Source organism: Streptomyces sp. NBC_01171, from assembly GCF_045039805.1.
In the GTDB taxonomy this organism is placed as follows: Bacteria; Actinomycetota; Actinomycetes; order Streptomycetales; family Streptomycetaceae; genus Streptomyces.
In genome coordinates, this window is the sequence record NZ_CP108609.1 from 5,312,061 (window position 1) to 5,336,256 (window position 24,196).

Annotated in this window: 22 protein-coding genes and 1 tRNA gene; 11 read left to right on the plus strand and 12 right to left on the minus strand. The window is 72.7% G+C overall.

Going from position 1 to position 24,196, the window contains the following annotated elements:
- Positions 1-17 precede the first annotated feature (17 nt).
- The 3 genes from OG448_RS24470 to OG448_RS24480 form a co-directional block, all read right to left on the minus strand.
- The gene (locus OG448_RS24470) at positions 18-782 is read right to left on the minus strand and encodes an SDR family oxidoreductase (RefSeq protein ID WP_405556891.1); all 765 of its coding nucleotides are present in this window, start codon (positions 780-782) and stop codon (positions 18-20) included.
- A gap of 13 nt (positions 783-795) precedes the next feature.
- Entirely contained in the window at positions 796-2,193 is a 1,398-nt protein-coding gene (locus OG448_RS24475; RefSeq protein ID WP_405556893.1) for a GntP family permease, read from the minus strand.
- A gap of 80 nt (positions 2,194-2,273) precedes the next feature.
- A complete protein-coding gene (locus OG448_RS24480) occupies positions 2,274-2,792 on the minus strand; it encodes a gluconokinase (RefSeq protein WP_405556895.1) in 519 nt (172 codons plus the stop codon).
- Positions 2,793-2,933: 141 nt separating this feature from the next.
- Between OG448_RS24480 and OG448_RS24485 the strand changes: the two genes are divergently transcribed.
- Positions 2,934-3,635 carry a FadR/GntR family transcriptional regulator gene (locus tag OG448_RS24485; protein WP_350903151.1) on the plus strand — a complete coding sequence of 234 codons (702 nt, stop codon included), beginning with the start codon at positions 2,934-2,936 and terminating at the stop codon, positions 3,633-3,635.
- Between the two features lie 24 nt (positions 3,636-3,659).
- Here OG448_RS24485 and OG448_RS24490 read toward each other — a convergent pair whose 3' ends face one another.
- Both OG448_RS24490 and OG448_RS24495 read right to left on the minus strand, forming a co-directional pair.
- Positions 3,660-4,070, minus strand: a complete 411-nt coding sequence (locus tag OG448_RS24490) for a YchJ family protein (RefSeq protein WP_405556897.1) — start codon at positions 4,068-4,070, stop codon at positions 3,660-3,662.
- Positions 4,071-4,142: 72 nt separating this feature from the next.
- Positions 4,143-4,230: transfer RNA gene (locus OG448_RS24495), tRNA-Leu, on the minus strand.
- 188 nt (positions 4,231-4,418) lie between these two features.
- Here OG448_RS24495 and OG448_RS24500 point away from each other — a divergent pair.
- The 3 genes from OG448_RS24500 to OG448_RS24510 all read left to right on the plus strand — a co-directional run bounded on the left by OG448_RS24500 (position 4,419) and on the right by OG448_RS24510 (position 7,101).
- Positions 4,419-5,744, plus strand: a complete 1,326-nt coding sequence (locus tag OG448_RS24500; protein ID WP_350903155.1) for a M20/M25/M40 family metallo-hydrolase — start codon at positions 4,419-4,421, stop codon at positions 5,742-5,744.
- Between the two features lie 147 nt (positions 5,745-5,891).
- Positions 5,892-6,125, plus strand: coding sequence for a chaplin ChpH (gene chpH / locus OG448_RS24505; RefSeq protein ID WP_405556899.1), 234 nt, complete (start codon positions 5,892-5,894; stop codon positions 6,123-6,125).
- Positions 6,126-6,246: 121 nt separating this feature from the next.
- Entirely contained in the window at positions 6,247-7,101 is an 855-nt protein-coding gene (locus tag OG448_RS24510; RefSeq protein ID WP_405556901.1) for a chaplin family protein, read from the plus strand.
- Positions 7,102-7,178: 77 nt separating this feature from the next.
- Here OG448_RS24510 and OG448_RS24515 read toward each other — a convergent pair whose 3' ends face one another.
- Positions 7,179-7,367: a DUF5703 family protein gene (locus OG448_RS24515; RefSeq protein WP_046732800.1), complete on the minus strand. Its 189-nt coding sequence runs from the start codon at positions 7,365-7,367 to the stop codon at positions 7,179-7,181.
- Positions 7,368-7,414: 47 nt separating this feature from the next.
- Here OG448_RS24515 and OG448_RS24520 point away from each other — a divergent pair, with 47 nt between their 5' ends.
- Positions 7,415-8,110: a hypothetical protein gene (locus OG448_RS24520; RefSeq protein ID WP_405556904.1), complete on the plus strand. Its 696-nt coding sequence runs from the start codon at positions 7,415-7,417 to the stop codon at positions 8,108-8,110.
- Between the two features lie 59 nt (positions 8,111-8,169).
- Here OG448_RS24520 and OG448_RS24525 read toward each other — a convergent pair whose 3' ends face one another.
- On the minus strand, positions 8,170-10,380 hold the full coding sequence (locus tag OG448_RS24525; protein WP_405556906.1) for a helix-hairpin-helix domain-containing protein: 2,211 nt from the start codon (positions 10,378-10,380) through the stop codon (positions 8,170-8,172).
- Complete coding sequence (locus OG448_RS24530) at positions 10,377-11,360, minus strand: aldo/keto reductase (protein WP_405556908.1); 984 nt, start codon at positions 11,358-11,360, stop codon at positions 10,377-10,379. Before OG448_RS24530 ends, OG448_RS24525 begins: the two co-directional genes overlap by 4 nt.
- 171 nt (positions 11,361-11,531) lie before the next feature.
- Between OG448_RS24530 and OG448_RS24535 the strand changes: the two genes are divergently transcribed.
- Positions 11,532-12,587 (plus strand): LLM class F420-dependent oxidoreductase, encoded by a 1,056-nt coding sequence (locus tag OG448_RS24535; protein WP_135788197.1) that lies wholly within the window; start codon positions 11,532-11,534, stop codon positions 12,585-12,587.
- Positions 12,588-12,795: 208 nt separating this feature from the next.
- Positions 12,796-13,584 carry a ferritin-like domain-containing protein gene (locus OG448_RS24540; RefSeq protein WP_405556910.1) on the plus strand — a complete coding sequence of 263 codons (789 nt, stop codon included), beginning with the start codon at positions 12,796-12,798 and terminating at the stop codon, positions 13,582-13,584.
- Position 13,585: 1 nt separating this feature from the next.
- Here the strand turns inward: OG448_RS24540 and corA are convergent, their stop codons facing one another.
- Entirely contained in the window at positions 13,586-14,584 is a 999-nt protein-coding gene (gene corA, locus OG448_RS24545; RefSeq protein ID WP_405556912.1) for a magnesium/cobalt transporter CorA, read from the minus strand.
- A gap of 99 nt (positions 14,585-14,683) precedes the next feature.
- Between corA and OG448_RS24550 the strand changes: the two genes are divergently transcribed.
- From OG448_RS24550 to mshC, 4 genes are all read left to right on the plus strand, one after another.
- Complete coding sequence (locus OG448_RS24550; RefSeq protein ID WP_405556913.1) at positions 14,684-15,370, plus strand: histidine phosphatase family protein; 687 nt, start codon at positions 14,684-14,686, stop codon at positions 15,368-15,370.
- A 105-nt stretch (positions 15,371-15,475) separates the two neighbouring features.
- Positions 15,476-16,066: a DUF3090 domain-containing protein gene (locus OG448_RS24555; RefSeq protein ID WP_399572398.1), complete on the plus strand. Its 591-nt coding sequence runs from the start codon at positions 15,476-15,478 to the stop codon at positions 16,064-16,066.
- A complete protein-coding gene (locus OG448_RS24560) occupies positions 16,030-16,875 on the plus strand; it encodes an SCO1664 family protein (RefSeq protein ID WP_405556914.1) in 846 nt (281 codons plus the stop codon). The genes OG448_RS24555 and OG448_RS24560 overlap by 37 nt, the downstream gene beginning before the upstream one ends.
- A 112-nt stretch (positions 16,876-16,987) precedes the next feature.
- Complete coding sequence (mshC, locus tag OG448_RS24565) at positions 16,988-18,217, plus strand: cysteine--1-D-myo-inosityl 2-amino-2-deoxy-alpha-D-glucopyranoside ligase (protein WP_391299775.1); 1,230 nt, start codon at positions 16,988-16,990, stop codon at positions 18,215-18,217.
- A gap of 66 nt (positions 18,218-18,283) precedes the next feature.
- Here the strand turns inward: mshC and OG448_RS24570 are convergent, their stop codons facing one another.
- From OG448_RS24570 to OG448_RS24580, 3 genes are all read right to left on the minus strand, one after another.
- The gene (locus OG448_RS24570; RefSeq protein ID WP_405556916.1) at positions 18,284-19,276 is read right to left on the minus strand and encodes a PAC2 family protein; all 993 of its coding nucleotides are present in this window, start codon (positions 19,274-19,276) and stop codon (positions 18,284-18,286) included.
- Between the two features lie 94 nt (positions 19,277-19,370).
- The gene (locus OG448_RS24575) at positions 19,371-22,337 is read right to left on the minus strand and encodes a hypothetical protein (protein ID WP_405556917.1); all 2,967 of its coding nucleotides are present in this window, start codon (positions 22,335-22,337) and stop codon (positions 19,371-19,373) included.
- A 214-nt stretch (positions 22,338-22,551) separates the two neighbouring features.
- The gene (locus tag OG448_RS24580) at positions 22,552-24,171 is read right to left on the minus strand and encodes an FAD-dependent oxidoreductase (protein WP_405556918.1); all 1,620 of its coding nucleotides are present in this window, start codon (positions 24,169-24,171) and stop codon (positions 22,552-22,554) included.
- Between the last annotated feature and the right edge of the window lie 25 nt (positions 24,172-24,196).

Here is a 24,196-nt window from a genome sequence, read left to right on the forward strand (position 1 = left end):
TCCCTTGAGCGGCAAGCTCAGAGCACGCTCGTCATGCCGCCGTCGACGTAGAGCACCTGACCGGTGACGAAGTCGGCGGCGGGGGAGACCAGGAACAGCAGCCCGCCGACCAGGTCCTCGGTACGCCCCCAGCGTCCGGCCGGGGTCCGCCCCCGCACCCACGCGCTGAACTCGGCGTCCTCGACCAGCGGCCGGGTCAGCTCGGTCTCGATGTAACCGGGCCCCAGCCCGTTGACCTGCACGCCCCGCGGACCCCAGTCCGCGCACATGCCCTTGGTGAGCATCTTCAGGGCGCCCTTGGCCGCCGCGTACGGCGCGATACCGGGGCGGACCACCTCGCTCTGCAGCGAGCACACGTTCACGATCTTGCCGCGGCCGCGCTCGGTCATCCGCCGGGCGGCCTCGCGGCCGGTGAGGAACGCGCTGGTGAGATTGGTGTCGAGGATGCGGTGCCAGTCGGAGTCGGTGAACTCCAGCAGCGGCGCCCGCAGTTGCATCCCGGCGTTGTTGACCAGGATGTCCAGCGGGCCCACCCGCTCCTCGACCTCGGCGATCCCGGCGGCCACCGAGGGGCCGTCGGTCACGTCGAACACCGCCGTGTGCACCAGGTCGCCGGGGAGTTCCGCCGCGGCTCGCGCGAGGCGGTCACCGTCGCGTCCGTTGAGGACCACGGTGCAGCCCGCCTCGGCGAGACCACGGGCCAGGGCGAGTCCGATGCCCCGGCTGGAACCGGTGACCAGGGCCGTACGGCCGCTGATGTCGAAGAGAGGGTGAGCCGTCATCGCCGTAGGACCCCTAGATCACCAGTGACAACAGGAGGACCAGGCCGCCGCCGACCACCGAGATGATGGTCTCCATCACCGACCAGGTCTTCACCGTCTGGCCGACGCTCAGGCCGAAGTACTCCTTCACCAGCCAGAAGCCGGCGTCGTTGACATGGCTGAAGAAGAGCGAGCCGGCACCGATGGCCAGCACCAGCAGGGCCGTGTGCGTGGTCGACATGTCGGCCGCGAGCGGCGCGACCAGACCGGCCGCCGAGACCGTCGCCACCGTCGCCGAACCGGTCGCCAGCCGGATCGCCACCGCGATCAGCCAGGCCAGCAGCAGCGCCGGGATCGACCAGTCCTTGGAGATGTCCAGGATCATCTGGCCCACACCGCAGTCGATCAGCGTCTGCTTGAAGCCACCACCCGCGCCGACGATCAGCAGGATGCCCGCGATCGGCATCAGGCCCTTCTCGACGGTCTGCTGGAGACGGCCCTTGGTGAAGCCCGCGGGGCGGCCCAGCGTGAAGAAGCCGACGATCACCGCGGCGAGCAGCGCGATCAGCGGGGAGCCGACCACGTCGAAGACCCGCTGGGTCATGTTGGCCGGGTCGTCGATGACGATGTCCACCAGGGCCTTCGCCAGCATCAGCACCACCGGCAGCAGCACGGTGGCGAGCGTGGCACCGAAGCCCGGACGGCGCTCCAGGCTCTCCGAGGCGCGCTCCGGGATCATCCGCTCCGGCGCCTGGACGTCCACCCAGCGGGCGGCGACCTTGGAGAACAGCGGACCGGCGATGATCACCGTGGGAATGGCGACCACGATGCCGAGCGCCAGCGTCACACCCAGGTTGGCCTTGACCGCGTCGATGGCGACCAGCGGGCCGGGGTGCGGCGGGATCAGACCGTGCATCACGGACAGACCGGCCAGCGCGGGGATGCCGATGCGCATCAGCGAGTAGTTGCCGCGCCGGGCGACCATCAGGACGACCGGGATCAGCAGCACGATGCCGACCTCGAAGAACAGCGGCAGACCGATCACGGACGCGATGAGCACCATGGCCCACGGCATCGCACGGCCGCCCGCCTTGGCGAGGATCGTGTCGACGATCTGGTCAGCACCGCCGGAGTCGGCGAGCAGCTTGCCGAGGATCGCGCCGAGCGCGATCAGCACACCGACACCGGCGACCGTGCTGCCCAGGCCGGTCGTGAAGCTCACGATCGCCTTGTCGAGCGGCGCACCGGCGACCGCCCCGAGCACCAGCGAACCGATGGTCAGGGCCAGGAAGGCGTGGAGCTTGAACTTGGTGATGAGAAAAACGATGACGGCGATGCCCGCCAGGACGGCTATGCCCAACTGGGCGTGGCCGGCCGAGGTGATCGGCTGGACGGTGTCCGCTGCCAGCATCTCGACGCTGAGTCTGGTCACGGGTTTCCCTTGCGGTTACGGGGATTCGGGGGACATGAGGGGGGTGGGGAAAGAGGGGTACTGCGGTACTGCGAAGGGGACTACGCGGAGGCGGCGGCGAACGCGGCCAGAGCCTGGGCCGCCCGCTCGGTGATCTCCTCGGGGGACCCGCTGACGTCGACGGCGACACCCGCCTCGTCCGCCTGGAGCGGCTGGAGCGTGGCGAACTGCGAGTCCAGCAGCGCGGTCGGCATGAAGTGGCCCTGGCGCTGGGACATCCGGCTCTCGATCAGCTCGCGGCTGCCGGTCAGGTGCACGAACACCACACCGGGAGCCTCGGCCCGCAGCCGGTCGCGGTACGACCGCTTCAGCGCCGAGCTGCTCACCACCCCGCCGAGCCCCGCCCGGCCGTGCGCCCAGCGCCCGATGGCATCGAGCCACGGCCACCGGTCGGCGTCTTCCAGGGGGGTACCCGCCGTCATCTTGTCGATGTTGGCCTGCGGGTGGAAGTCGTCGCCCTCGGCGTACGGGACGCCCAGCCGGGCGGCGAGCAAAGGACCGATCGTGGTCTTGCCCGTCCCGGCGACGCCCATCACGACGACGACCTGGGGGGTGCGCATGACTGCCTCGCTGTCTTCTTCGACATCGACGCCGTACTCCGGCGTCGATGTACTGAAACCTATTAGGTACGACAAATTCAAGTGGGTGTGACATATAAGTCTGACTTTTTATGGCTGTGATCCAGGCCGTACGCTGAGTGCATGAGCACACCGGGCCGGGGGCTGCACGGCCGCGTACTGGACACCCTCGGCCCCGCGATCACGGCGGGCGAGTACCCGCCGGGCAGCGTGCTGCGTACCGACGAACTCGCACAGCAGTTCGACGTCTCCCGCTCCGTCATGCGCGAGGCGGTACGCGTGCTGGAGTCCATGCACCTGGTCGCCTCCCGCCGCCGCGTCGGCGTCACGGTCCGCCCCAAGCACGAGTGGAACGTCTACGATCCGCAGGTCATCCGCTGGCGCCTGGCGGGCGCCGACCGCCCGCACCAACTGCGCTCGCTGACCGTGCTGCGCTCCGCGATCGAGCCCATCGCGGCCGGGCTGACCGCCCGCAACGCCACCGCCGAACAGTGCGCCGAACTCACCGAGTGCGCCCTCGGCATGGTCGCCAACTCACGCGGCCACAAGCTGGACCAGTACCTGATCCACGACATCGCCTTCCACCGGATCATCCTCACGGCGTCCGGCAACGAGATGTTCGCCCGCCTCGGGGACGTCGTCGCCGAGGTCCTCGCGGGCCGCACCCATCACGACGTGATGTTCGCCGACCCAGACCCGCCGGCCGTCACCCTGCACGTCCGGGTCGCCGAGGCCGTCCGTGCCGGCGACAGCGTCCGCGCCGAGGAACTGACCAGGGAGATCACCGTGGGCGCGCTCCAGGAGCTGGACATCCTGGTGCCGTGACGGCGGGCCTCAGTCGAGGAACTCTCAGTCGAGGAACTCCCCGTCGACGTACACCCACGCCCCGTCCACCCGCTCGAACCGGCTCCGCTCGTGCAGCGAACCACCCCGGTACGAGGCCCGGAACGTCACGGTCCCGGTCGAGTGGAAGGCGGACCCGTCCCCGGTGTCCAGGATCTCCAGCCCCGTCCACCGCATCCCCGGATCGAGCTCCAACCGGGCGGGCCGGGTCCGCGGATGCCAGGTCCGCACCAGATACTCCACATCCCCCACCACGAACGCGCTGTACCGCGACCGCATGAGGGCCTCCGCGCTCGGCGCGGCAACGGCCCCCGAATGGAACCGACCGCAACAGTCGGCGTAGGCACCCGGCAGCCCGCACGGGCAGGAGGCGGGAGCGGCGGTACGGGAAGGCGTACGGGAGGTGCGTCGGGCCATGCGGGCCATTGTGCCGGACCGCGCCCCCACCCCGGAAAGCAGAAGGACCCCTGATCGACAGGGGTCCTTCAGTGGTGTCCGAGGGGGGACTTGAACCCCCACGCCCGATAAAGGGCACTAGCACCTCAAGCTAGCGCGTCTGCCATTCCGCCACCCGGACAAGGTGTCTGTCGTGCGGGGTGTTCCCCGCGGCGACGAAGGAAACATTACCAGGCTTTCGAGGGTGTCCGATCACCCCCCGTCCCAGGCCCCCGCTGTGTGAACGCCCCGTGGCGGGGTGGACGCGAAGGGGCCGGGCAGGTGGAGGATGGGGGTGACCCACCAGCAGTGACAGCGGGAGGAAGCAGCGTGAGCGAGACGGACACGGCCAAGGGCGTCACCGGTGAGGACGAGGTCGTGGACCTCTGCCGCGAGCTGATCCGGTTCGACACCAGCAACTACGGCGACCACTCCGGCCCCGGCGAGCGCGCCGCCGCCGAGTACGTCGCCGGGAAGCTCGCCGAGGTCGGCCTTGAGCCGAAGATCTTCGAGTCGCATCCCGGGCGCGCGTCCACCGTCGCCCGCATCGAGGGCGAGGACCCGTCCCGGCCGGCGCTGCTGATCCACGGCCACCTGGACGTCGTACCGGCCAACGCGGACGACTGGACCCACGACCCCTTCTCCGGCGAGGTCGCCGACGGGTGCGTGTGGGGGCGCGGGGCCGTCGACATGAAGGACATGGACGCGATGACCCTCGCGGTCGTCCGCGACCGGCTGCGCAGCGGGCGCAAGCCCCCGCGTGACATCGTCGTCGCCTTCCTCGCCGACGAGGAGGCGGGCGGCACCTACGGCGCCCGGTACCTCGTCGACAACCACCCCGAGCTGTTCGAGGGCGTCACCGAGGCCATCAGCGAGGTCGGCGGTTTCTCCTTCACGGTGAACGAGCAGCGGCGGCTCTATCTGATCCAGACGGCCGAGAAGGGCATGCACTGGATGAAGCTGACCGTGGCCGGCACCGCCGGGCACGGCTCGATGATCCACCGCGACAACGCCATCACCGAGCTGTCCGAGGCGGTCGCCCGTGTCGGCCGCCACAAGTTCCCGGTACGGGTCACCAAGACCACCCGCGCCTTCCTGGACGAACTCGGCGACGCGCTGGGCACCGAACTCGACCCCGAGGACATGGAGTCGACCCTCGCCCGGCTCGGCGGCATCGCCAAGCTCATCGGCGCCACCCTCAGCAACACCGCCAACCCGACCCAGTTGAACGCCGGTTACAAGGTCAACGTCATCCCCGGCGAGGCCACCGCGCACATCGACGGCCGCTTCCTGCCGGGCCACGAGGAGGAGTTCCTCACCGACCTCGACCGGCTGCTGGGCCCGAACGTGCGCCGCTCGGACGTCCATGCGGACAAGGCCGTCGAAACCAGCTTCGACGGTGCCCTCGTGGAGGCCATGCAGTCCGCACTGCTGGCCGAGGACCCGATCGCGCGTGCGGTGCCGTACATGCTCTCCGGCGGTACGGACGCCAAGTCGTTCGACGACCTCGGCATCCGCGGCTTCGGCTTCGCGCCGCTCAAGCTGCCGCCGGAGCTGGACTTCGCCGGGATGTTCCACGGCGTGGACGAGCGGGTTCCGGTGGACGGGCTCCAGTTCGGCGTGCGGGTGCTCGACCGGTTCATCGACGCCTCCTGACGCGCCGGGTCACGGGTAATCAGGCAGGCGTGCGAGATCAACTGAGAAGAGTGAATGCGACGATAAGCTCGTAGCCCGATTACTTCCTCCTCGTTACTCGTGATGTGACCCCGCACCTTGGGGCCGCGTTTCCAACTAGGAGGAATAATGATCAAGAAGGTCGTCGCTGCTGCGGTCGCCACCGGTGGACTGGTTCTCGCGGGTGCGGGCATGGCCGCCGCCGACGCCGGTGCCAGCGGTGCCGCCGTGGGTTCGCCGGGCGTCCTGTCCGGCAACGTCGTCCAGGTGCCGGTGCACGTTCCGGTGAACCTCTGCGGCAACACGGTCGACGTGATCGGGCTCCTGAACCCCGCCTTCGGCAACGCCTGCGTCAACGACTGACGTCAGCCGTTCACAAGGCGTCTTCAGCGAACCGTCGGCCCCGGAAGCGCGTGTCATGCGCTCCGGGGCCGACCGGTTCCGCACCCAGTCGAAGCAGGGACATCCCAGGGGGGATCAGAACATGCGACAGGGAACCCGTAAGGGCCTGATGACGATGGCGGCCGCGACCGGGGTGATCGCCGCCGCCAGTGGATACGCACACGCCGACGCGGGCGCGGCCGGCTCCGCCGCCCGCTCACCCGGCGTACTGTCCGGCAACACCGTGCAGGTCCCGGTCCACGTACCGGTGAACGCCTGCGGCAACACCGTCGACGTGGTGGGACTGCTCAACCCGGCCGTGGGCAACGCCTGCGGCAACGGGGCGCGCGGCGCTTCCGGGGGCGCGCACGCGGGTGCCCACACCACCGACTCACCGGGGGTCGGCTCCGGGAACACCGTGCAGGTGCCGGTGGACGTGCCGGTCAACCTCTGCGGGAACAGCGTCGATGTGATCGGCGTGGGGAATCCGGCGGGGGGCAATCAGTGCGGGAACGGCGGGCACGGGCGGGGGCATGAGACGCCGCCGGGGAATCCGGGCCATCCTGGGAACCCCGGTACGCCTGGGCACCCCGGTCACCACGGGGACTGCCCGCCCGGACACCACGGGCACCACCCCGGCCACCCCGGTCAGCCTGGGAACCCCGGCAACCCCGGCACTCCTGGGAATCCCGGTACTCCGGGCAACCCTGGTCAGCCGAGCAACCCCGGTCAGCCGAGCAACCCCGGCACCCCGAGCACTCCCAGCACCCCCGCGACCCCCTCCACCGGCGGTGGCCACACCCCGCAAGGGGGCTCCCAGGTCGGCTACAGCCACGCCGCAGGCGGCCGGCTGGCGCACACCGGTGACGACCTGCCCCTCGGCCTCGCGCTGTCGGCCGGCGCGGGCGCGGTCCTCGCGGGCGCGGTCCTGTACCGCAAGGCGCGGAACGCGGCCTGATCCGACGGGCCACCCGGAAGACGGAGCGGGCCCCTGCCGCGAAAACGGCGGGGCCCGCTCCGGTCATGTGCTCCCACTCACCACGTGGCCCGCACCTGGCGGATGATCCGCCGGCGCAACCGCACCCTGCGGCTGCCGTCGCGCATGAGGCTCAGTCGGTCCAACTCCCAGTGTCCGTACTCGGCATGGTCCGTGAGGAGACGCGTCGCCTCCTTGCGGGACACCCCGCGGGGGACGTACACGTCGACAAATTCGTATTCCGGCATCGCATCTATTGTGCGGGCTGGTGCCCGGTACGGATAGCGTCTGCACTATGTCTGATGCTGCGCAGCCCACCGCTGCCGAGGTACGCGCCGCCGCCGAGGCGGTCAAGACCGCGCTCGACCGCCACCTGGCGGCCGTCGAACGCAGGACGGGTGACGACGACCCGGCCGTCCACGAGGCGTTCAATCAGCTTGCGGCGGCCGGCGAGGTGTACGACGAACTGCTCTACGACCGCTACGACGAGGTCACCCCCTTCGAGATCCCCGGTTCCGACGACTCGCTGCCGCCGTACACGGGCCCCGAGGAGCCCCACGCCGTCAGCGTCCTGATCCGCCGCGACTACACGGTGGCCGAGCCCCAGCGGCTGCTGGCACAGGCCCAGCGCGTGGAGGCCGCCGAGTTCGAGGACGCCCTCACGGAGGACGACACCGCGAACACGGTCCCCGGCGCGCTGGGCATCCTGTTCGGCGAGTTCGAGCCGGACGAGATCGCGTCCCGGCACCGTGAGTTCGGTCTCGCGGAGGGCGACTCCACCCTCTGGGTGACCGCGGCGGAGGAGGCGGCCGAGCCCGGCGAATGGCTGGAGGCCCCGTTCGAGGAGGCCGACCCGCAGCACGTGATCTGCCGCTTCGACGTCAGCGCGGTCTTCGACCGGGACGACAGCGACGACGACGCCGACGCGCCGGGCACGATCCTGGCCGAGCTGTCGGACGACGATCTGGAGCCGCTCGACCGCGACCGGTGAACGAGTGGCGGTGCCCGTACCGGATCACTCCGGTACGGGCACCGCTGTGTCGTGCGGGCTCAGCCCACCGCAGGGAGCTGTACCCGCAGCAGCGTCCGCAGCCGGGTCGTACGCGGCTTGGCCACGCTCTCCGCGACCGCCCTCGGCAGCGCCTGCTCCACGCCGTGCACCACGGACAGGTGCCGTTCCGCCCGGCCGAACGCGGTGTACACCCACGGCCTGGTCAGCACGTCCGCCGCGTCACCGGGCAGCACCACCACGGCGGCGGGCCAGCGGCCGCCGACCGCCTGGTGCGCGGTCAGGGCCCAGCCGTGCTTGACCCGGCTCTCCACCAGTTCCCTGGGTACGACCACGGGCGCGCCCGCACACTCCAGGTGCAGCCCCTCCGCGTCCGCCCGGACCACGCGGCCCGGTACGGCGCGGCCCGGCGCGGGGGAGTGCACGATCCGGTCGCCGGGGTCGAAGCCGCCGAAGCGGCCGGGGCCCGGGTTCAGCCGCTCCTTCAGGACCGTGTTGAGCGCGCGGGTGCCGGCGGCGCCGCCGTGTCCCGGCGTGATCACCACCGTCTCCTCGGGCGGCACCCCGAACGCGCGCGGCACCGAGTCCGCGACCAACTGCACCGTGCGGTGCACCGCTTCGCCCGCGTCCCGGACCGGGACGATCACGATCTCCTTGCCGGGCGCCTCGACCTGGATCAGCTCGCCCACGCCGATGCCCGAGACCAGTTCGCCGAGCGGGCCGGGGTCGGGGACGCGGGAGGCGACCTGCGGGCAGGCGGGGACGGCGAGGAGGTCCGCGAAGACCCGGCCCGGACCGGCCGACCACAGCACCGCCGGGTCGCCGCTGAGCACGAGCCGTGCGCCGTCGGGCAGCGACTCGGCCAGCATCGCGGCGGCCTCCACGTCCAACTGGGGCGCGTCCAGCACGATCAGCAGGTCCAGGTCCAGCGCGCCCTCCGCGTCCCGGCCGGGGCCCGAGGCGCCGGACAACAGGCCCGCGACCGTGCCCACGGCGCCGCCGGGCTCCTCGCCCAGGTGCGCGGCGAAGCGCCGGGCGCCGTCGGGGGTGTGGCAGACCGCGAACGCGCGCAGACCCGCCGCGCGGGCGGCGCCGAGCAGCGCGGCGGGTTCGGCGCGGGCCGCCTCGCCGCCGGTGTGCAGCACCAGGCCGTGCCCGGCGACCTGGCGGGCCAGGTCGGCCGCGCCCCTGGACAGCGCGGCCACGGCCGCCTCCCAGGGCTCCTCGGTCTCCTTGGGCACCGAGGTGACCAGCCGGGCCAGCGCGTCCGCGAGGCTCTCCTCGGCGAGGGCGTACCGCTCCAGACCGGCGAGGACGCGGACCGGGACCTCCTCCTCGTCCCCGTCGGCCGTGGGCTGGGCTCCGGGTTCCTCCAGGGCGTCCTGGAAGACCAGGGCGTCGCCCTCCGCGAGCGCGCTCTGTACGGCCTCGTCCGGGTCCGGCACCGCCCGCTTGCCCAGGGCCTCGGTGAGCGCCGGGAGATCCAGCGCGGTGTGCCCGGCAACGGCGGCCTGCTCCAGCAGCCACACCGTCAGCGCGCGCCCACGCCGCTCGTCGTCCGGACGGCACTCGGCGCCCAGCAGGGCCCGCGCGAAACCGTCCGCCTGCTCCGGCCGCACCCCCGCGACCCGCAACAACTGCCAGGGATCGGCACGCAACGTGTCCTCGGCACCGTCGCCCAACACGGCCGCCACCTGCGGCGCCAACGCCTCCGGCGCCCCGCCCTCGCCGAGCACGGCACGTACGGCCCCCACGGTCTCCGCGTCCGGCGCGGCCACCGCCGGCACGGGCTCCGGCCGCCGCACCGGCTCGGGCGCGGGTCGCCGAGGCGCGGGAGCGGGCTCCACGACGGCCGGTGCGACCGCCTTCTCCCCGCTCTCCACGGCTCGCACGGCGGCCAACAGATCAGCCGCCTTACCGCTCAACTTCCCCCCACTGTCCAGAGGTCCCTGCCGCTCCGCCTTACGCCGGGCAATCCGCTCCCGCTCCACCCGCTGAGCAGCCAGCTCGGCTTCAGCCTCAGAGGGCGCAGTCGCGCCTTCAGCAGGGCTCGGCGCCCCGGCACCGGCCTCGACCGCCTGGACACCGCTCTCCGCGTCACCCGCGTCCGCTTCGGCTGCGGAGACCGCGTCCGCGCCCTCCGCAGCCCCGGTCTCGACGTCCGTCGCTCCGCCGGAGGTGCCCTCGGCCGGGGTGGGGGCCGTGGAGTTGGCCCCCTCCGGGTCGCCGGTAGGCGTGTGCTCCGTGGTCACAGGGTGCTCCAGTCGTGATCGGGGTAGCGGTGCACCGGGGCCGACACGTCGTCCAGCGCCCGGCAGATCTCGTCAGGAAGACTAAGCGCCTCCACCGACAACGCCGCCGCGAGCTGCCGTGCGGTGCGCGCGCCGACGATCGGGGCGGTGACGCCGGGCCGGTCGCGGACCCAGGCGAGGGCGACCTGGAGCGGGGTGACGGCGAGCCCGTCGGCGGCCGTGGTGACCGCGTCCACGATCCGTCTCGCGGTGTCGTCGAGATACGGCTCGACGAAGGGCGCCATGTGCTCGGAGGCACCGCGAGAGTCGGACGGCACACCGCCCCGGTACTTCCCCGTCAGGACACCCCGGCCCAGCGGGGAGGAGGGCAGCAGGCCGACCCCGAGGTCCAGCGCGGCCGGCAGCACCTCGCGCTCGGCGCCCCGCTGGAGCAGGGAGTACTCGAGCTGGGTCCCGGCCAGCCGGGTACGGACGCCCGGCGCGGCGAGCTGCCACGTGGCGGCCTTGGCGAGCTGCCAGCCGCAGAAGTTGGACACCCCCGCGTACCGCGCGCGCCCGCTGCTCACCGCCAGGTCGAGCGCCTGGAGCGTCTCCTCCAGCGGTGTGGCGGGGTCGTGGCAGTGGATGTGCCACAGGTCGACATGATCGGTGCCCAGCCGCTCCAGCGAGGCGTCGAGGGCGGCGAGCAGATGCCCGCGGGAGCCGTCGGCCGGGCGCTCGGGATCGGGCACGCTGCCCGCCTTGGTGGAGATCACCAGGTCCTCGCGGGGCACCAGGGAGTCCGTCAACTGCCCGAGCAGATACTCGGCCGCCCCGTCGCCGTACACGTCCGCGGTGTCGACGAGGGTGCCGCCCGCTTCCCAGAACGCCTTCAGCATGTCCGCGGCGTCACGCTCCTCGGTGTCCCGGCCCCAGGTGAGGGTGCCGAGTCCGATCCGGGACACGCGCAGGCCGGTACGGCCGAGATGCCTCTGCTCCATGAGCGCGAGATTACTGGCCAGAGCTGCTGCCGTGGGTTGCCTGTGGACAACGGGACCCGACCACGGCACCGGCCCACGACACCCCCGGAACATCCCCGGCGGGGTGGGCCGCGCGGGAAAGGATCGCTAAGGTCGGCCGCAGATACGTTACTTGCGAGTAAGGGGATCGGCATGCAGCTCGGGATCAACCTCGGCTACTGGGGCGCCGGGATGGACGGGGACAACCTCGCCGTGGCGCAGGAGGCCGACCGGCTCGGCTACAGCGTCTGCTGGGCCGCCGAGGCCTACGGCTCCGACGCCGCCACGGTGCTCACCTGGGTCGCCGCGCAGACGGAGCGGATCGACGTGGGCTCCGCGATCTTCCAGATCCCGGCCCGCCAGCCCGCCATGACGGCGATGACCGCGGCGACCCTGGACTCCCTGTCCGGCGGCCGCTTCCGCCTCGGCCTCGGCGTCTCCGGACCGCAGGTCTCCGAGGGCTGGTACGGCGTCAAGTTCGACAAGCCGCTCGCCCGCACCCGCGAGTACGTGGACATCGTCCGCAAGGCGATGACCCGCGACCGCCTGTCGTACGAGGGCGAGCACTGGACGCTGCCGCTGCCCGGCGGCCCCGGCAAGCCGCTCAAGCTGACCGTGCACCCGCAGCGTGAGCACATCCCGCTCTACATCGCCGCCATCGGCCCCAAGAACCTGGAGCAGACCGGCGAGATCGCCGACGGCGCCCTGCTGATCTTCCCCTCCGCCGAGCACCTGGAGGACACCGCCGTCTCCTACCTGCGCGCGGGCCGGGAGAAGGCGGGCAAGACCCTCGACGGCTTCGACATCTGCCCCACCGTGCCGCTCGCGCTCGGCGAGGACGCCGACGTGGCCAGGCTCGCCGACACCTTCCGCCCCTACACCGCGCTCTACGTGGGCGGCATGGGCAGCCGCAAGCAGAACTTCTACAACCGGCTCGCCCAGCGCATGGGGTACGAGAAGGAGGCCGCCGAGATCCAGGACAAGTACCTGGCCGGTGACAAGGACGGCGCCGCGGCCGCCATCCCGCACGACCTCATCGACAAGACCACCCTGCTCGGCTCGGTGGACCGCATCGCCGACCGGATGGCGGCCTACGCGGCGGCCGGTGTCACCACCCTCACGCTCGCCCCGGCCGGCTTCACCCTGGAGGAGCGGCTCGCGGCCCTGCGCGGCGGCGCCGAGGCCCTGGAGCGCGCCGGCCTCGCCTGACGGGGGCCGGGGGGAGAGGTTCGCGGCCGTGGTGGGGGCTCGGGGGGTCTTCCCCGCCACGGCCGTCACCGGGAACAACGCGCCGGACCGGACGGGGTTACGCCCCGGCCGGTCCCTCCTTCGGCCCAGCGCGGATGTCCTCCTGTTGCGCGCCCCCTTGACCCGCATTTGACTACTTCTCTGCGGATCGTGCAGAGAGGGGCCCGCGATGCTTTCGGCCAAGAGCCTGTTCCAGGAGATCCTCGACGACGACGCGTCCTTCCGGCTCTTCTGCTCCATCGCCGCCGGCGGTGAGTCCCAGGGCGGCTGGGAGAACGGCAGGATCGCCGCCCTGGTCCCCGAGAGCGCGCGCGGGCTGGCGCCCCGGATCGCCCGGCACGGCGCCGACGAGGACAAGCACGGCCGCATCTTCGAGGCGCTGCTGCGCAAGCGCGGCCTGAAGCCCGTAGAGGTCCCGCCCGACACCGACTACACGATGCTCCTCGAACGGCGCGGCATCGGCCTCGCCCACGACAAGCTCAAGGCCGACCGGCCCCTGACCGAGCAGGACGTCGTCACCTACCTCGCGCACAGCCGGGTCACCGAGCAGCGGGCCTCCGAGCAGATGCGGATGCTGCTCAGGCACTTCGGCGACCACCCGGACATCGGCCGCGCGGTGCGCATGATCTCCCACGACGAGGACAACCACCTCGCCTACTGCCACGAGGAGCTCCTGCGCCTCGCCCGTCAGGGACACGGCCGCACCATCCAGCGCGTCCTGCGGGAGAGCGCGCTGGCGGAGATCCGGATCTACCGCGACGTCAGCCTCGCCGTCATGGCCCACATGGGACGCGTCCTCCGCTGGTCCGCCGCTAGGAACGCGTTCCTCGCGGCCGGCATCCACGCCCTGTACATGTGGGAGCGGGCCGTCGGCTGGCGCCGCATGGTCACCCTGGAGATGCCCGAGCGGCGCGACGCCCTCGGCGGGCCCGCCCCCAGGGCCACTGAACTCGTGTGAGCTACAGCCAGCCGCGCCGCTTGAAGTTCCGGTACAGCAGCAGCTCCAGCACCGCCATCACCGCCACCACTGTGGGGTAGCCCCACACCCAGCGCAGCTCCGGCATGTGCTCGAAGTTCATTCCGTAGACGCCCGCTATCAGCGTCGGGATCGCCGCCATCGCCGCCCAGGACGAGATCTTGCGCATGTCGTCGTTCTGCCGCACACCCATCTGCGCCAGATGCGCCGAGAGGATGTCGGACACCAGCCGGTCCAGGCCCTCCACCGACTCGTTGACGCGGGTCAGGTGATCGTTGACGTCCCGGAAGAAGGGCCGCGCCGACGCGTCCACGAACGGCACCGGGGTCGCGGACTGCCCCATCCCCGCGAGCCGGGTCATCGGCACCGTCAGCGGCACCGTCGCCCGGCGGAACTCCAGCACCTGCCGCTTGAACAGGTAGATCTTGGACGCGGTGCCCCGGGACCCGGCGTCGGAGGGGGAGAACACTTCCGCCTCCAGCTCGTCCAGGTCCGTGCCCAGCTCGGTCGCGACCTCCAGGTACTGGTCCACCGTGGCGTCCGCGACCGCGTACAGCACCGAGGTGGGCCCGTGCCGCAGCTTGTCCGGGTCACCCTCCAGCCGCCGCCGTACCTCCGGCAGCGGCGAGGGCTCGCCGTGCCGCACCGTCACCACGAAGGAGTCGCCGAGGAAGAGCATGACCTCGCCCGTGGTCACCGTGTCGCGCGCCGATTCGTAGGACACCGGCTTCAGCACCACGAACAGCGAGTCGTCGTAGACCTCCAGCTTCGGGCGCTGGTGGGCCTTCAGGGCGTCCTCGACCGCCAGCGGATGCAGCCCGAACACCTTGCGGACCTCATCGAACTCCTCCGCCGTCGGATCGTGCAGCGCGATCCACACGAACGCGTCGTCGGCCGCGCGCGCCTCCCGCAGGGCTTTCGCCGGGTCGTCGGACGAATCGGTCCGATGCCCGTCACGGTAGATGGCACAGTCGAAGATCACGGAGTGCATTCTCCCGCCGTCCTGCCCCGAACGCACTCGGGGCCCCATGATTGTGCGCCCCGGATCACCACCCGGCGGCGCCGGTCTACGCTGGGCCGCATGCCCACCCTGATCCTCGTTAGGCACGGCCGTTCCACCGCCAACACCGCGGGGCTGCTCGCCGGCTGGACCCCCGGCGTCGCCCTCGACGAACGCGGCGCCGAGCAGGCCGCCGCCCTGCCGGGCCGCCTCGACGGCCTGCCCCTCGCCGAGATCGTCGTCAGCCCCCTCCAGCGCTGCCAGGAGACCATGCGGCCGCTGCTGGACGCCCGGCCCGACCTCACCCCCCGCACCGACGACCGGATCGGGGAGTGCCACTACGGTGACTGGTCGGGCCGCAAACTCGCCGAGCTGAAGGACGAACCCCTCATGGAGGTCGTCCAGACGCACCCGTCCGCCGCCGCCTTCCCCGGCGGCGAGTCCATGCGTGAGATGCAGACCCGCGCCGTCGCGGCCGTACGCGACTGGAACGCGCGCGTGGAGAGCGAGCACGGCCCCGATGCCGTGTACCTGATGTGCTCCCACGGCGACATCATCAAGTCGATCGTCGCCGACGCCCTCGGACTCCACCTCGACCTGTTCCAGCGCGTCTCGGTGGAGCCCTGCTCCGTCACCGCGATCCGCTACACGCGGCTGCGGCCCTATCTCGTCAAGCTCGGCGAGACCGGCGACCTCGCCTCGCTGGCCCCCCGCGAGACGCCCCCGGACGACGACGCACCGGTCGGGGGCGGTGCGGGCGCACCGTGATCGCCGCCCGCAGTAGGGTGAGGCGGTCGGCCGCACGGTGTGCCCGCACGCCCGTACCGACCGCTTGAACCGCTCGAACGATCCCGAACCCAATGGAGACAGGACGTGTCCCGTCAGGTGTTCCTCTACGACCCGCCGGACCGCTTCGTGGCCGGCACGGTCGGGCTGCCCGGACGCCGTACGTTCTTCCTCCAGGCCACCGCGGGCCCGCGGGTGACCAGCGTGGCCCTGGAGAAGGCCCAGGTCGCCGCACTCGCCGAACGGATGGACGAACTCCTCGACGAGGTCGTGCGGCGCAGCGGCGGCAACGCCGCGGTGCCCGCCGTCGCCCCCGCCGAGATCGCCGACTCCGGCCCGCTGGACACCCCCGTCGAGGAGGAGTTCCGCGTCGGCACCATGGCCCTGGCCTGGGACGGCGAGGAACAGCGGATGGTCGTCGAGGCCCAGGCCCTGGTGGAACTGGACGCCGAGACCGCCGAGGACCTCGCCGAGGCCGAGGAACGCCTCCTCCAGGACGAGGAGAACGGGCCCCCGATGCTGCGGGTCCGGCTGACCGGCGCGCAGGCCAGGGCCTTCGCCAAGCGCGCCCTGGACGTCGTCAACGCCGGGCGGCCGCCGTGCCCGCTGTGCAGCCTCCCGCTCGACCCGGAAGGACACGTATGTCCGCGCCAGAACGGATACCGCCGGGGAGCGTGAGCGCCGCGGACACGGGAACCGACGCGGACGCCGCCGAACTGCTCGCCCTCGGCGAGCTGACCGTACGCGGCCGCATCCGGGACGCCTCCAACGCCGCCCTGTTCTGCACCGTCGCCCTCGACGGCCGCGAGGCCACCTGCGTGTACAAGCCGGTCGCCGGGGAGCGCCCCCTGTGGGACTTCCCCGACGGCACCCTGGCCGGCCGCGAGGTCGCCGCCTACGAGGTGTCCGAGGCCACCGGCTGGGGCCTGATCCCGCCGACCGTGCTGCGCGACGGGCCGTACGGCGAGGGCATGTGCCAGCTCTGGATCGAGGTGAGCACCGACGCCGAACTCCTCGCGCTGGCCGAGGGCGAGGAGGCCGGGCCCGGCTGGAAGGCCATCGGTCTCGCCGAGGTCGGCGAGGGCCGCACCGCGCTGCTCGTGCACGCCGACGACGACCGGCTGCGCCGCCTCGCCGTCCTGGACGCCGTGATCAACAACGCCGACCGCAAGGGCGGCCACCTCCTGCCCACCGTCGCCGGGCACCTCTACGGCATCGACCACGGCGTCTCCTTCAACGCCGAGAACAAGCTGCGCACCCTGCTGTGGGGCTGGGCCGGCGAACCCCTCACCGAGGACGCCCTCTCGGTCCTCGCCACCCTGCGCGACACCCTCGCCGAGGGCGGAACCCTGGCCGCGAAGCTGGCCCCGCTGCTCACCCCGGCCGAGATCGACGCCACCCGCGCCCGCGTCGACAGCCTCCTGGCCACCGGCCGCCACCCCGAGCCCACCGGCGACTGGCCCGCCATCCCCTGGCCCCCCGTCTGACCCCGGCGGGCACAGCCGCGCGCCCCGCGCAAGAGTGCCCATCCGGCCATCCGGCCGCCTTGGGCGCGATCCGGTTCGTAGCCCCAGCTCATGGCCGGTTACGCTCATGTACATGCATGCCTGGCCCGCTTCCGAGGTCCCCGCCCTGCCTGGTCAGGGCCGCGACCTGAGGATTCACGACACCGCGACCGACGGTCCGGTCACCCTCGACCCCGGTCCCGTCGCCCGGATCTACGTCTGCGGCATCACGCCGTACGACGCGACCCACATGGGTCACGCGGCGACCTACAACGCGTTCGACCTCGTGCAGCGCGTGTGGCTCGACACCAAGCGGCAGGTCCACTACGTCCAGAACGTCACCGACGTCGACGACCCGCTGCTGGAGCGCGCGACCCGCGACGGCGTCGACTGGGCCGACCTCGCCGTGCAGGAGACCACCCTGTTCCGCGAGGACATGACCGCCCTCAGGATGCTCCCGCCCCAGCACTACATAGGCGCCGTCGAGGCCATACCCGGCATCGTCCCGCTCGTGGAGCGGCTCCGGGAACTCGGCGCGGCCTACGACCTCGACGGCGACGTCTACTTCTCCGTCGACTCCGACCCGCACTTCGGCCAGGTCTCGAACCTGGACGCGGCCGCCATGCGGCTGCTGTCGGCCGAGCGCGGCGGCGACCCGGACCGTCCCGGCAAGAAGAACCCGCTCGACCCGATGCTGTGGCTCGCGGCCCGCGAGGGCGAGCCGAGCTGGGACGGCGGCACGCTCGGCCGGGGCCGCCCCGGCTGGCACATCGAGTGCGTCGCCATCGCCCTGGACCACCTCGGCATGGGCTTCGACGTGCAGGGCGGCGGCTCCGACCTCGCCTTCCCGCACCACGAGATGGGCGCCTCCCACGCCCAGGTGCTCACCGGCGAGTTCCCCATGGCCAAGGCGTACGTGCACGCCGGCATGGTCGGCCTGGACGGCGAGAAGATGTCCAAGTCGAAGGGCAACCTCGTCTTCGTCTCCGCGCTGCGCCGCGACGGCGTGGACCCGGCCGCCATCCGGCTCGCCCTGCACTCCCACCACTACCGCTCCGACTGGGAGTGGACCGACCAGGTGCTCCAGGACGCCGTGGACCGCCTCGGCCGCTGGCGCGCCGCCGTCTCCCGCCCGGACGGCCCGTCGGCCGACGCGCTGGTGGACGAGGTCCGCGAGGCCCTGGCGAACGACCTGGACGCACCCGCCGCGCTCGCGGCCGTGGACCGCTGGGCGGCCCGTCAGGAGGCGGAGGGCGGCACCGACATCGGTGCCCCCGGCCTGGTCAGCCGCACCGTGGACGCGCTGCTCGGCGTGGCTCTCTGAGCTGACACACGAAAGTGGGGCGGTACCCGGCCGGGTACCGCCCCACTTCTGCGTTCGCAGGCTCGCTCAGTCCTCCGAACCGTCCGTCTCGTCGCTCTCGGACGCGCCCGGCGCCTCCGGCTTCGGGGGCTTGGGCGGGCGGGTGCGGCCGCTCGGCGCGTCCCGGCGGTAGGGCCCGCTCTCCGAGCCGTCCGCCGTGGCGTGGCCGCCGGGCCCGCCGACGTCCCGGCGCCGCAGATACCGCTCGAACTCGCGCGCGATGGCCTCGCCGGACGCCTCGGGCAGCTCGGCGGTGTCGCGGGCCTCCTCCAGCGTCTGCACGTACTCCGCGACCTCGCTGTCCTCGGACGCCAGCTGGTCCACGCCCGTCTGCCAGGCACGCGCGTCCTCGGGCAGCTCGCCCTGCGGTATGCGCAGGTCCAGCAGGTCCTCCAGCCGGTTCAGCAGCGCCAGCGTGGCCTTGGGGTTGGGCGGCTGGGAGACGTAGTGCGGCACCGCCGCCCACAGCGACACCGCGGGCACCCCGGCGTGCGTGCACGCCTCCTGGAGCACCCCGACGATGCCCGTCGGGCCCTCGTACTTGGTCTCCTCCAGGTTCATCCGGCGCGCCAGGTCACCGTCCGAGGTGACCCCGCTGACCGGGACGGGGCGCGTGTGCGGGGTGTCGCCGAGCAGCGCGCCCAGGATCACCACCAGCTCCACGCCCAGCTCATGGGCGAAGCCCAGCAGTTCGTTGCAGAACGAGCGCCAGCGCATCGACGGCTCGATGCCGCGCACCAGCACCAGGTCACGGGGCTTGTCCCCGCCGACGCGGACCACCGACAGCCGGGTCGTCGGCCAGGTGATCTTGCGTACGCCGCCTTCCATGAAGACCGTGGGGCGGTTCACCTGGAAGTCGTAGTAGTCCTCGGCGTCCAGCGCCGCGAACACCTCGCCCTTCCACTCGCGTTCCAGATGCGCGACCGCCGTCGAGGCGGCGTCACCGGCATCGTTCCAGCCCTCGAACGCGGCCACCATGACTGGGTCGATCAGCTCGGGAACATCCTCCAGCTCGATCACCCAGTGCCTCCTTCCGACGTGCTCTCGCCTGACCACCCAACCTTACGGCGTCCGACGGGAGCCTCCGCAGCCCCCTCGCAAGGGGCTGAACGGATCACTGCCCCGAACCCCGGCCCGGAACACCCCGCAGCGGAGCCTGCTCCCAGGCGCCGTCCACCGGACCGGCCTGGCCCCGCACTTCCGGCGCCCCGCCGCCCGCCAGGTGGGACTGGAGCCGCAGGTGCCGGAACTCGAAGCACGCGCCCGACCTGCGCAGCACACCCCGCCGGTGCGCGTCCTCCAGGAACGCCATCAGCCGCCACGGCAGCCGGCCGGTCACCGCCAGCCACACCCGCGCCACCGCGAACCGCCCCCAGGCACTCAGCGCCAGCGCCGCAGCCCCCAGCGGCAGCCACAGCCGGGTCCCGACATGCGCCAGGCCGCCCCAGTCGCCGGGCAGCACCATCACCGGCACACACACCAGCGCCACCAGCAGCGCCACCACCCCGGCCCGCGTGAACGACGCCGTCCGGTCCGTACGCAGCGACGAAGCGGGACCGGTCGCCCGCATGCTGTCCGACGGCACGCTCAGCGCCCGGTAGACCCCGCACACACAGCCGCCCACCAGCCCGATCAGCACCCCGCTCGCCACGAACGGCGGCAGACAGCGCACCAGCAGTCCGGTCGCGGGACCCTGGGTGAGCCAGCCACGGGCGGGCGCGGGCAGCACGGACCGCAGATTCGCCGGGTACGCCTCGGTCGCGCCCCCGGTGAGCGCCAGCCGTACCACCACGACCCCCTCCCGCGACTCGAACGCCGTCCGCCAGGAGGTGAAGGGGCGGCACGTACGGTCCTTCAGCAGCGGGATCGTGCAGTCGGGCGGCTCCGCGTCGCCGGGGTAGGCGATGGGGCGGGCGCCGTCACCGGGGATCAGCATCCTGCCGCGCAGCGGGCGCGTGGTGACCGCCGTACGCACCCCGTCCCGCACGGCGAACCGCCAGCCGTCGATCCGCCGGCCCGCCAGGTCCTCCACGCCGGGCGACTTCAGCACCGTCACCCCGACCGCGGCCAGCCCGGCGGCCGTGCAGGCGGTGATCCCGATCAGCAGGGCCGCCGCGGTGCCGCGTACGGCGCCGGCCGCGAAGCGCTGGCCGACCCGGCCCGCGCGGCCCGGATGCGGGCCGTCCTGCCGGTGGGTGCCGCTCACCAGCAGCGCCGTACCCGCCGCCATGCAGGTGGTGCCGATCAGCGCGGTCCACGGATCGCGCGAGGAGTCCAGCAGCACCGACCCCGCCGAGACGGCCCCGCCCACCAGCACGGTCGCGCCCAGCACCCGCGCCGCCGCCCGGCCCGCCGCCCCGCTCCAGGGCAGGCTCAGCGGGGCCGGGCGCCGGGGGAGTCCCGCGATGCCGAAGAACAGGGTGAACAGCAGCGAGAACAGGCACCCGCCGAGCAGGTCCGGCATCCAGCCGTCGGTCAGCGTGCCGTAGCGGAAGCCGAACCGGAGGTCGTCGGTGCAGGCGAACGCCGCCCACAGCAGCCCGCTCACCAGCGCGGTCAGCAACGTCTGCCGCAGGACGAACCGTCTGCTCGGCAGGCCCCCCTCACGCGGCAGCAGACAGGTGGCGCCGAAGGCGAACCCGAGGGTCTGCCCGAACAGCGTGGCGCTCACCGAGACGACGTCCGCCGTCCCGGCCACCCCGCTCACCACCCGCGCCACCATCACCGGCAGCACCAGCAGGGCCTGCACCGCCAGCGCCAGCAGCCCCGGCGTGTACACCCGCAAGCCGGCCGGCAGCATCGACTCCAGCTCCCACCAGGCGAGCCGCCCGGTGTCGCGGTGCTGCAACGCCCGCGCCAGCACGGTGAGCCTGCGCTCGGCGGCGCAGGCGGTCCCCGGCCCGGAACCGGCGAACGCGGCCGGTACGAACGCCCCGAGCAGATGCTCCTCGACCGAGGCCACCGTGGGGAAACGCTTGGTGTCCAGCAGCTCCGAGGGGTCGCCGGAGGTGTCGCCGTAGACCGCGCGGGCCAGCGAGACCATCAGGGGAGTGGTGAGCGCCCGCGCCGGGGCCGACCCGGGCCGCTCGCGCAGCTCCCGCAGGACGGGCGTCCACACCGTGGCCCGCTCACCGTCCGCCGTCGGCAGCGGCCTGGCGGTGCGCTCCAGGTGGGCGGCCGCCTGCTCCAGGTCCAGCGGGAGCAGCTCGACCACCTCGGCGGCGGTGAGCACGTCACCCTCGGCCACCGCCGTCGCCCACGCCTCCTCGCGGCTGGTCAGCAGCAGCGGCAGGTCGTCGTCCAGCTCGGCGTTGACCCGCCGTACGGCCTCCGCCCGGCCGGGGCGGGCCAGCTCGTCGAAGCCGTCCAGCACCGGCATGACCAGCCCCGAGTCCAGCAGGGCGCGGGCGAGCGTGCGCTGCCCGTCGGGGGCGGCCAGCGGGGGATAGTCGGCGGCCAGCCGTTCGGCGAGCCAGTCGCGCAACGGCGTGCGCCACGGGTCCCAGCCGGCCAGCGGCACGATCACCGGCACCGGTCCGCCCGGAGGCCGGACGGCGAGCCGGCCGAGGACGAACCGCAGCGCCAGCACGCTCTTGCCGGACCCGGGACCGCCCAGGACCACGATCCGGCGGCCGGGCGGTACCGGAAAGTCGTCGGGGACGTGCTCCACCGCCGCGTCGCGCGGGGCGGGCAGCGGCTGGACGCGGCGGACGTTCTCCGGATGGTCCGCGAGCCGCCGGTCGGCCGGGGCCCAGCGCACCTCGATCGGCATCGGGTCCCGCAGCCGCCGGAACCGGGCCTCCGCCGCCCACTGGTCCCGGACCGCCTCGGCCAGCGCGTCCGCCGCCCGCCGGCGGTCCTCGGCCGCCGACCGCAGCGGCGGGTCGGCGTCGCCGCGCAGGATGTCCGCCACCAGGGCCACCACCGACACGAACGCGCCGATCGCCGAGATCAGGACGCCCGCGACCGCCGCGTCCAGCCACCAGAACCGCAGGACCGCCGCGAGTGCGGCGAGCGCGGCACCGCACGCGCCGAGGCCGAGGCGCCGCCGCGCCCGCGCCGTGTGCCATCCGCCTCGCATATGACCGCTCCCCGCACCTGGGCCTCGCCCCGCTCCGCTGCCGCCGGTTCCGCTGTTGCCGGAAAGATCCGTTTTAGCCGCAGACCGGGTGTTACACGCACATGTCGAAACACGTTTGAGGGGGCGCACGGAAGTGTTCGGGGGCGCGGACGCGCGTGGGGGCGGTTCCGTCGGCACGGAACCGCCCCTGAGAAGCGCCGGTGACCGCTTGTTGTCACTGCTTCTTGTCGAGTACCTCCCGCACCCGCGCGCGCACCTCGTCCGTGGCCAGGCCGCGGATGGTGAGCGTGGTGCGGCGGCGCAGCACGTCGTCCGGGGTCTCGGCCCACTCGTGGTCGCGGGCCCAGACGACCTGCGCCCAGATCTCCGGGGCCTCGGGGTGGACCCGCTCGGCCAGCTCCGGGTGCTCGTTGGCCAGGCGGGCGATGTCGAAGGCCAGCGAGCCGTAGTGCGTGGCCAGGTGGCGGGCGGTGTCGGCGCCCATGCGCGGACCGGGCGCCGGACGGTCCACCAGCAGCCGGTGCTCGACCGCGCGCGGGTTGGCGACACCGGGCAGCGGCAGCCGCTTGGGCAGCTCCGACACCGGCTCGAAGTCGTCACCGAGCGGTCGGCCCGGCAGCTCCTCCAGCTTCTTCAGCACGGTCCGGCCGATGTGCCGGAACGTGGTCCACTTGCCGCCCGCCACCGAGAGCATCCCGCCAGGACCCTCGGTGACCACGGTCTCCCGCTTGGCCTTCGCGGTGTCACCGGGACCGCCCGGCAGCACCCGCAGTCCGGCGAAGGAGTAGGTGATGAGGTCCCGCTGGAGCTGCTGGTCCCGGACGGAGAACGCGGCCTCGTCCAGGATCTGGGATATGTCCGACTCGGTGACGGACACGTCCGCCGGGTCGCCCTCGTACACCTCGTCGGTGGTGCCGAGCAGCAGCATGTCCTCCCAGGGCAGGGCGAACGTGATGCGGTACTTGTCGATCGGGGTGGCCAGCGCCGCCTTCCAGGGGGCGGTGCGCTTCAGGACCAGGTGCGCGCCCTTGGACAGGCGGATCGAGGGGGCCGCGTGCGGGTCCTCCATCCGGCGCAGGTGGTCCACCCAGGGACCGGTGGCGTTCAGCACCAGGCGGGCGTTGACGCCGAACTCCTCACCGGTGAGCCGGTCCTTCAGCTCGGCGCCGGTGACCCGGCCGCGCGTGGTGCGCAGCCCGGTGACCTCGGCGTGGTTCAGCACGACCGCGCCCGCGTCGACGGCCGCGCGGACCGTCATCAGCGCCATGCGGGCGTCGTTCATCTGGTCGTCGCCGTACACGGCCACGGCCTTCAGGTTGTCGGTGCGCAGCTCGGGCACGTCCTGCGCGGCCTTCGCCGGCGAGAGCAGGTGCCCCACGCCGTCGCCGAACGCGGAGAGCGCGGAGTAGGCGAAGACGCCCGCGCCGAGCTTGGCCGCGCTGTGCGGGCCGCCCTTGTACACCGGGAGGTAGAAGGTGAGCGGGTTCGCCAGGTGGGGGGCCACCTGGCGGGAGACCGCGCGCCGTTCGAAGTGGTTCTCCGCCACCAGCTTCACCGCGCCGGTCTGGAGGTAGCGGAGCCCGCCGTGGAGCAGCTTGGAGGAGGCGGAGGAGGTGGCTCCGGCGAAGTCGCCGGCGTCGACCAGCGCCACCCTGAGCCCGGACTGCGCGGCGTGCCAGGCGGTGGAGATGCCCAGGATGCCGCCGCCGATCACAAGGAGGTCGTACGACGCCCGCGCGAGCTGTTCCCTGGTCTCGGCGCGGCTCGGGTAGGAGCCGGAGGCCGGGTGCGTGCCCAGGGCAGGTACGGACTGCAGGGTGGTGGGACTGGTCATGTCGGGTACTTAACTCCTCGTCGGA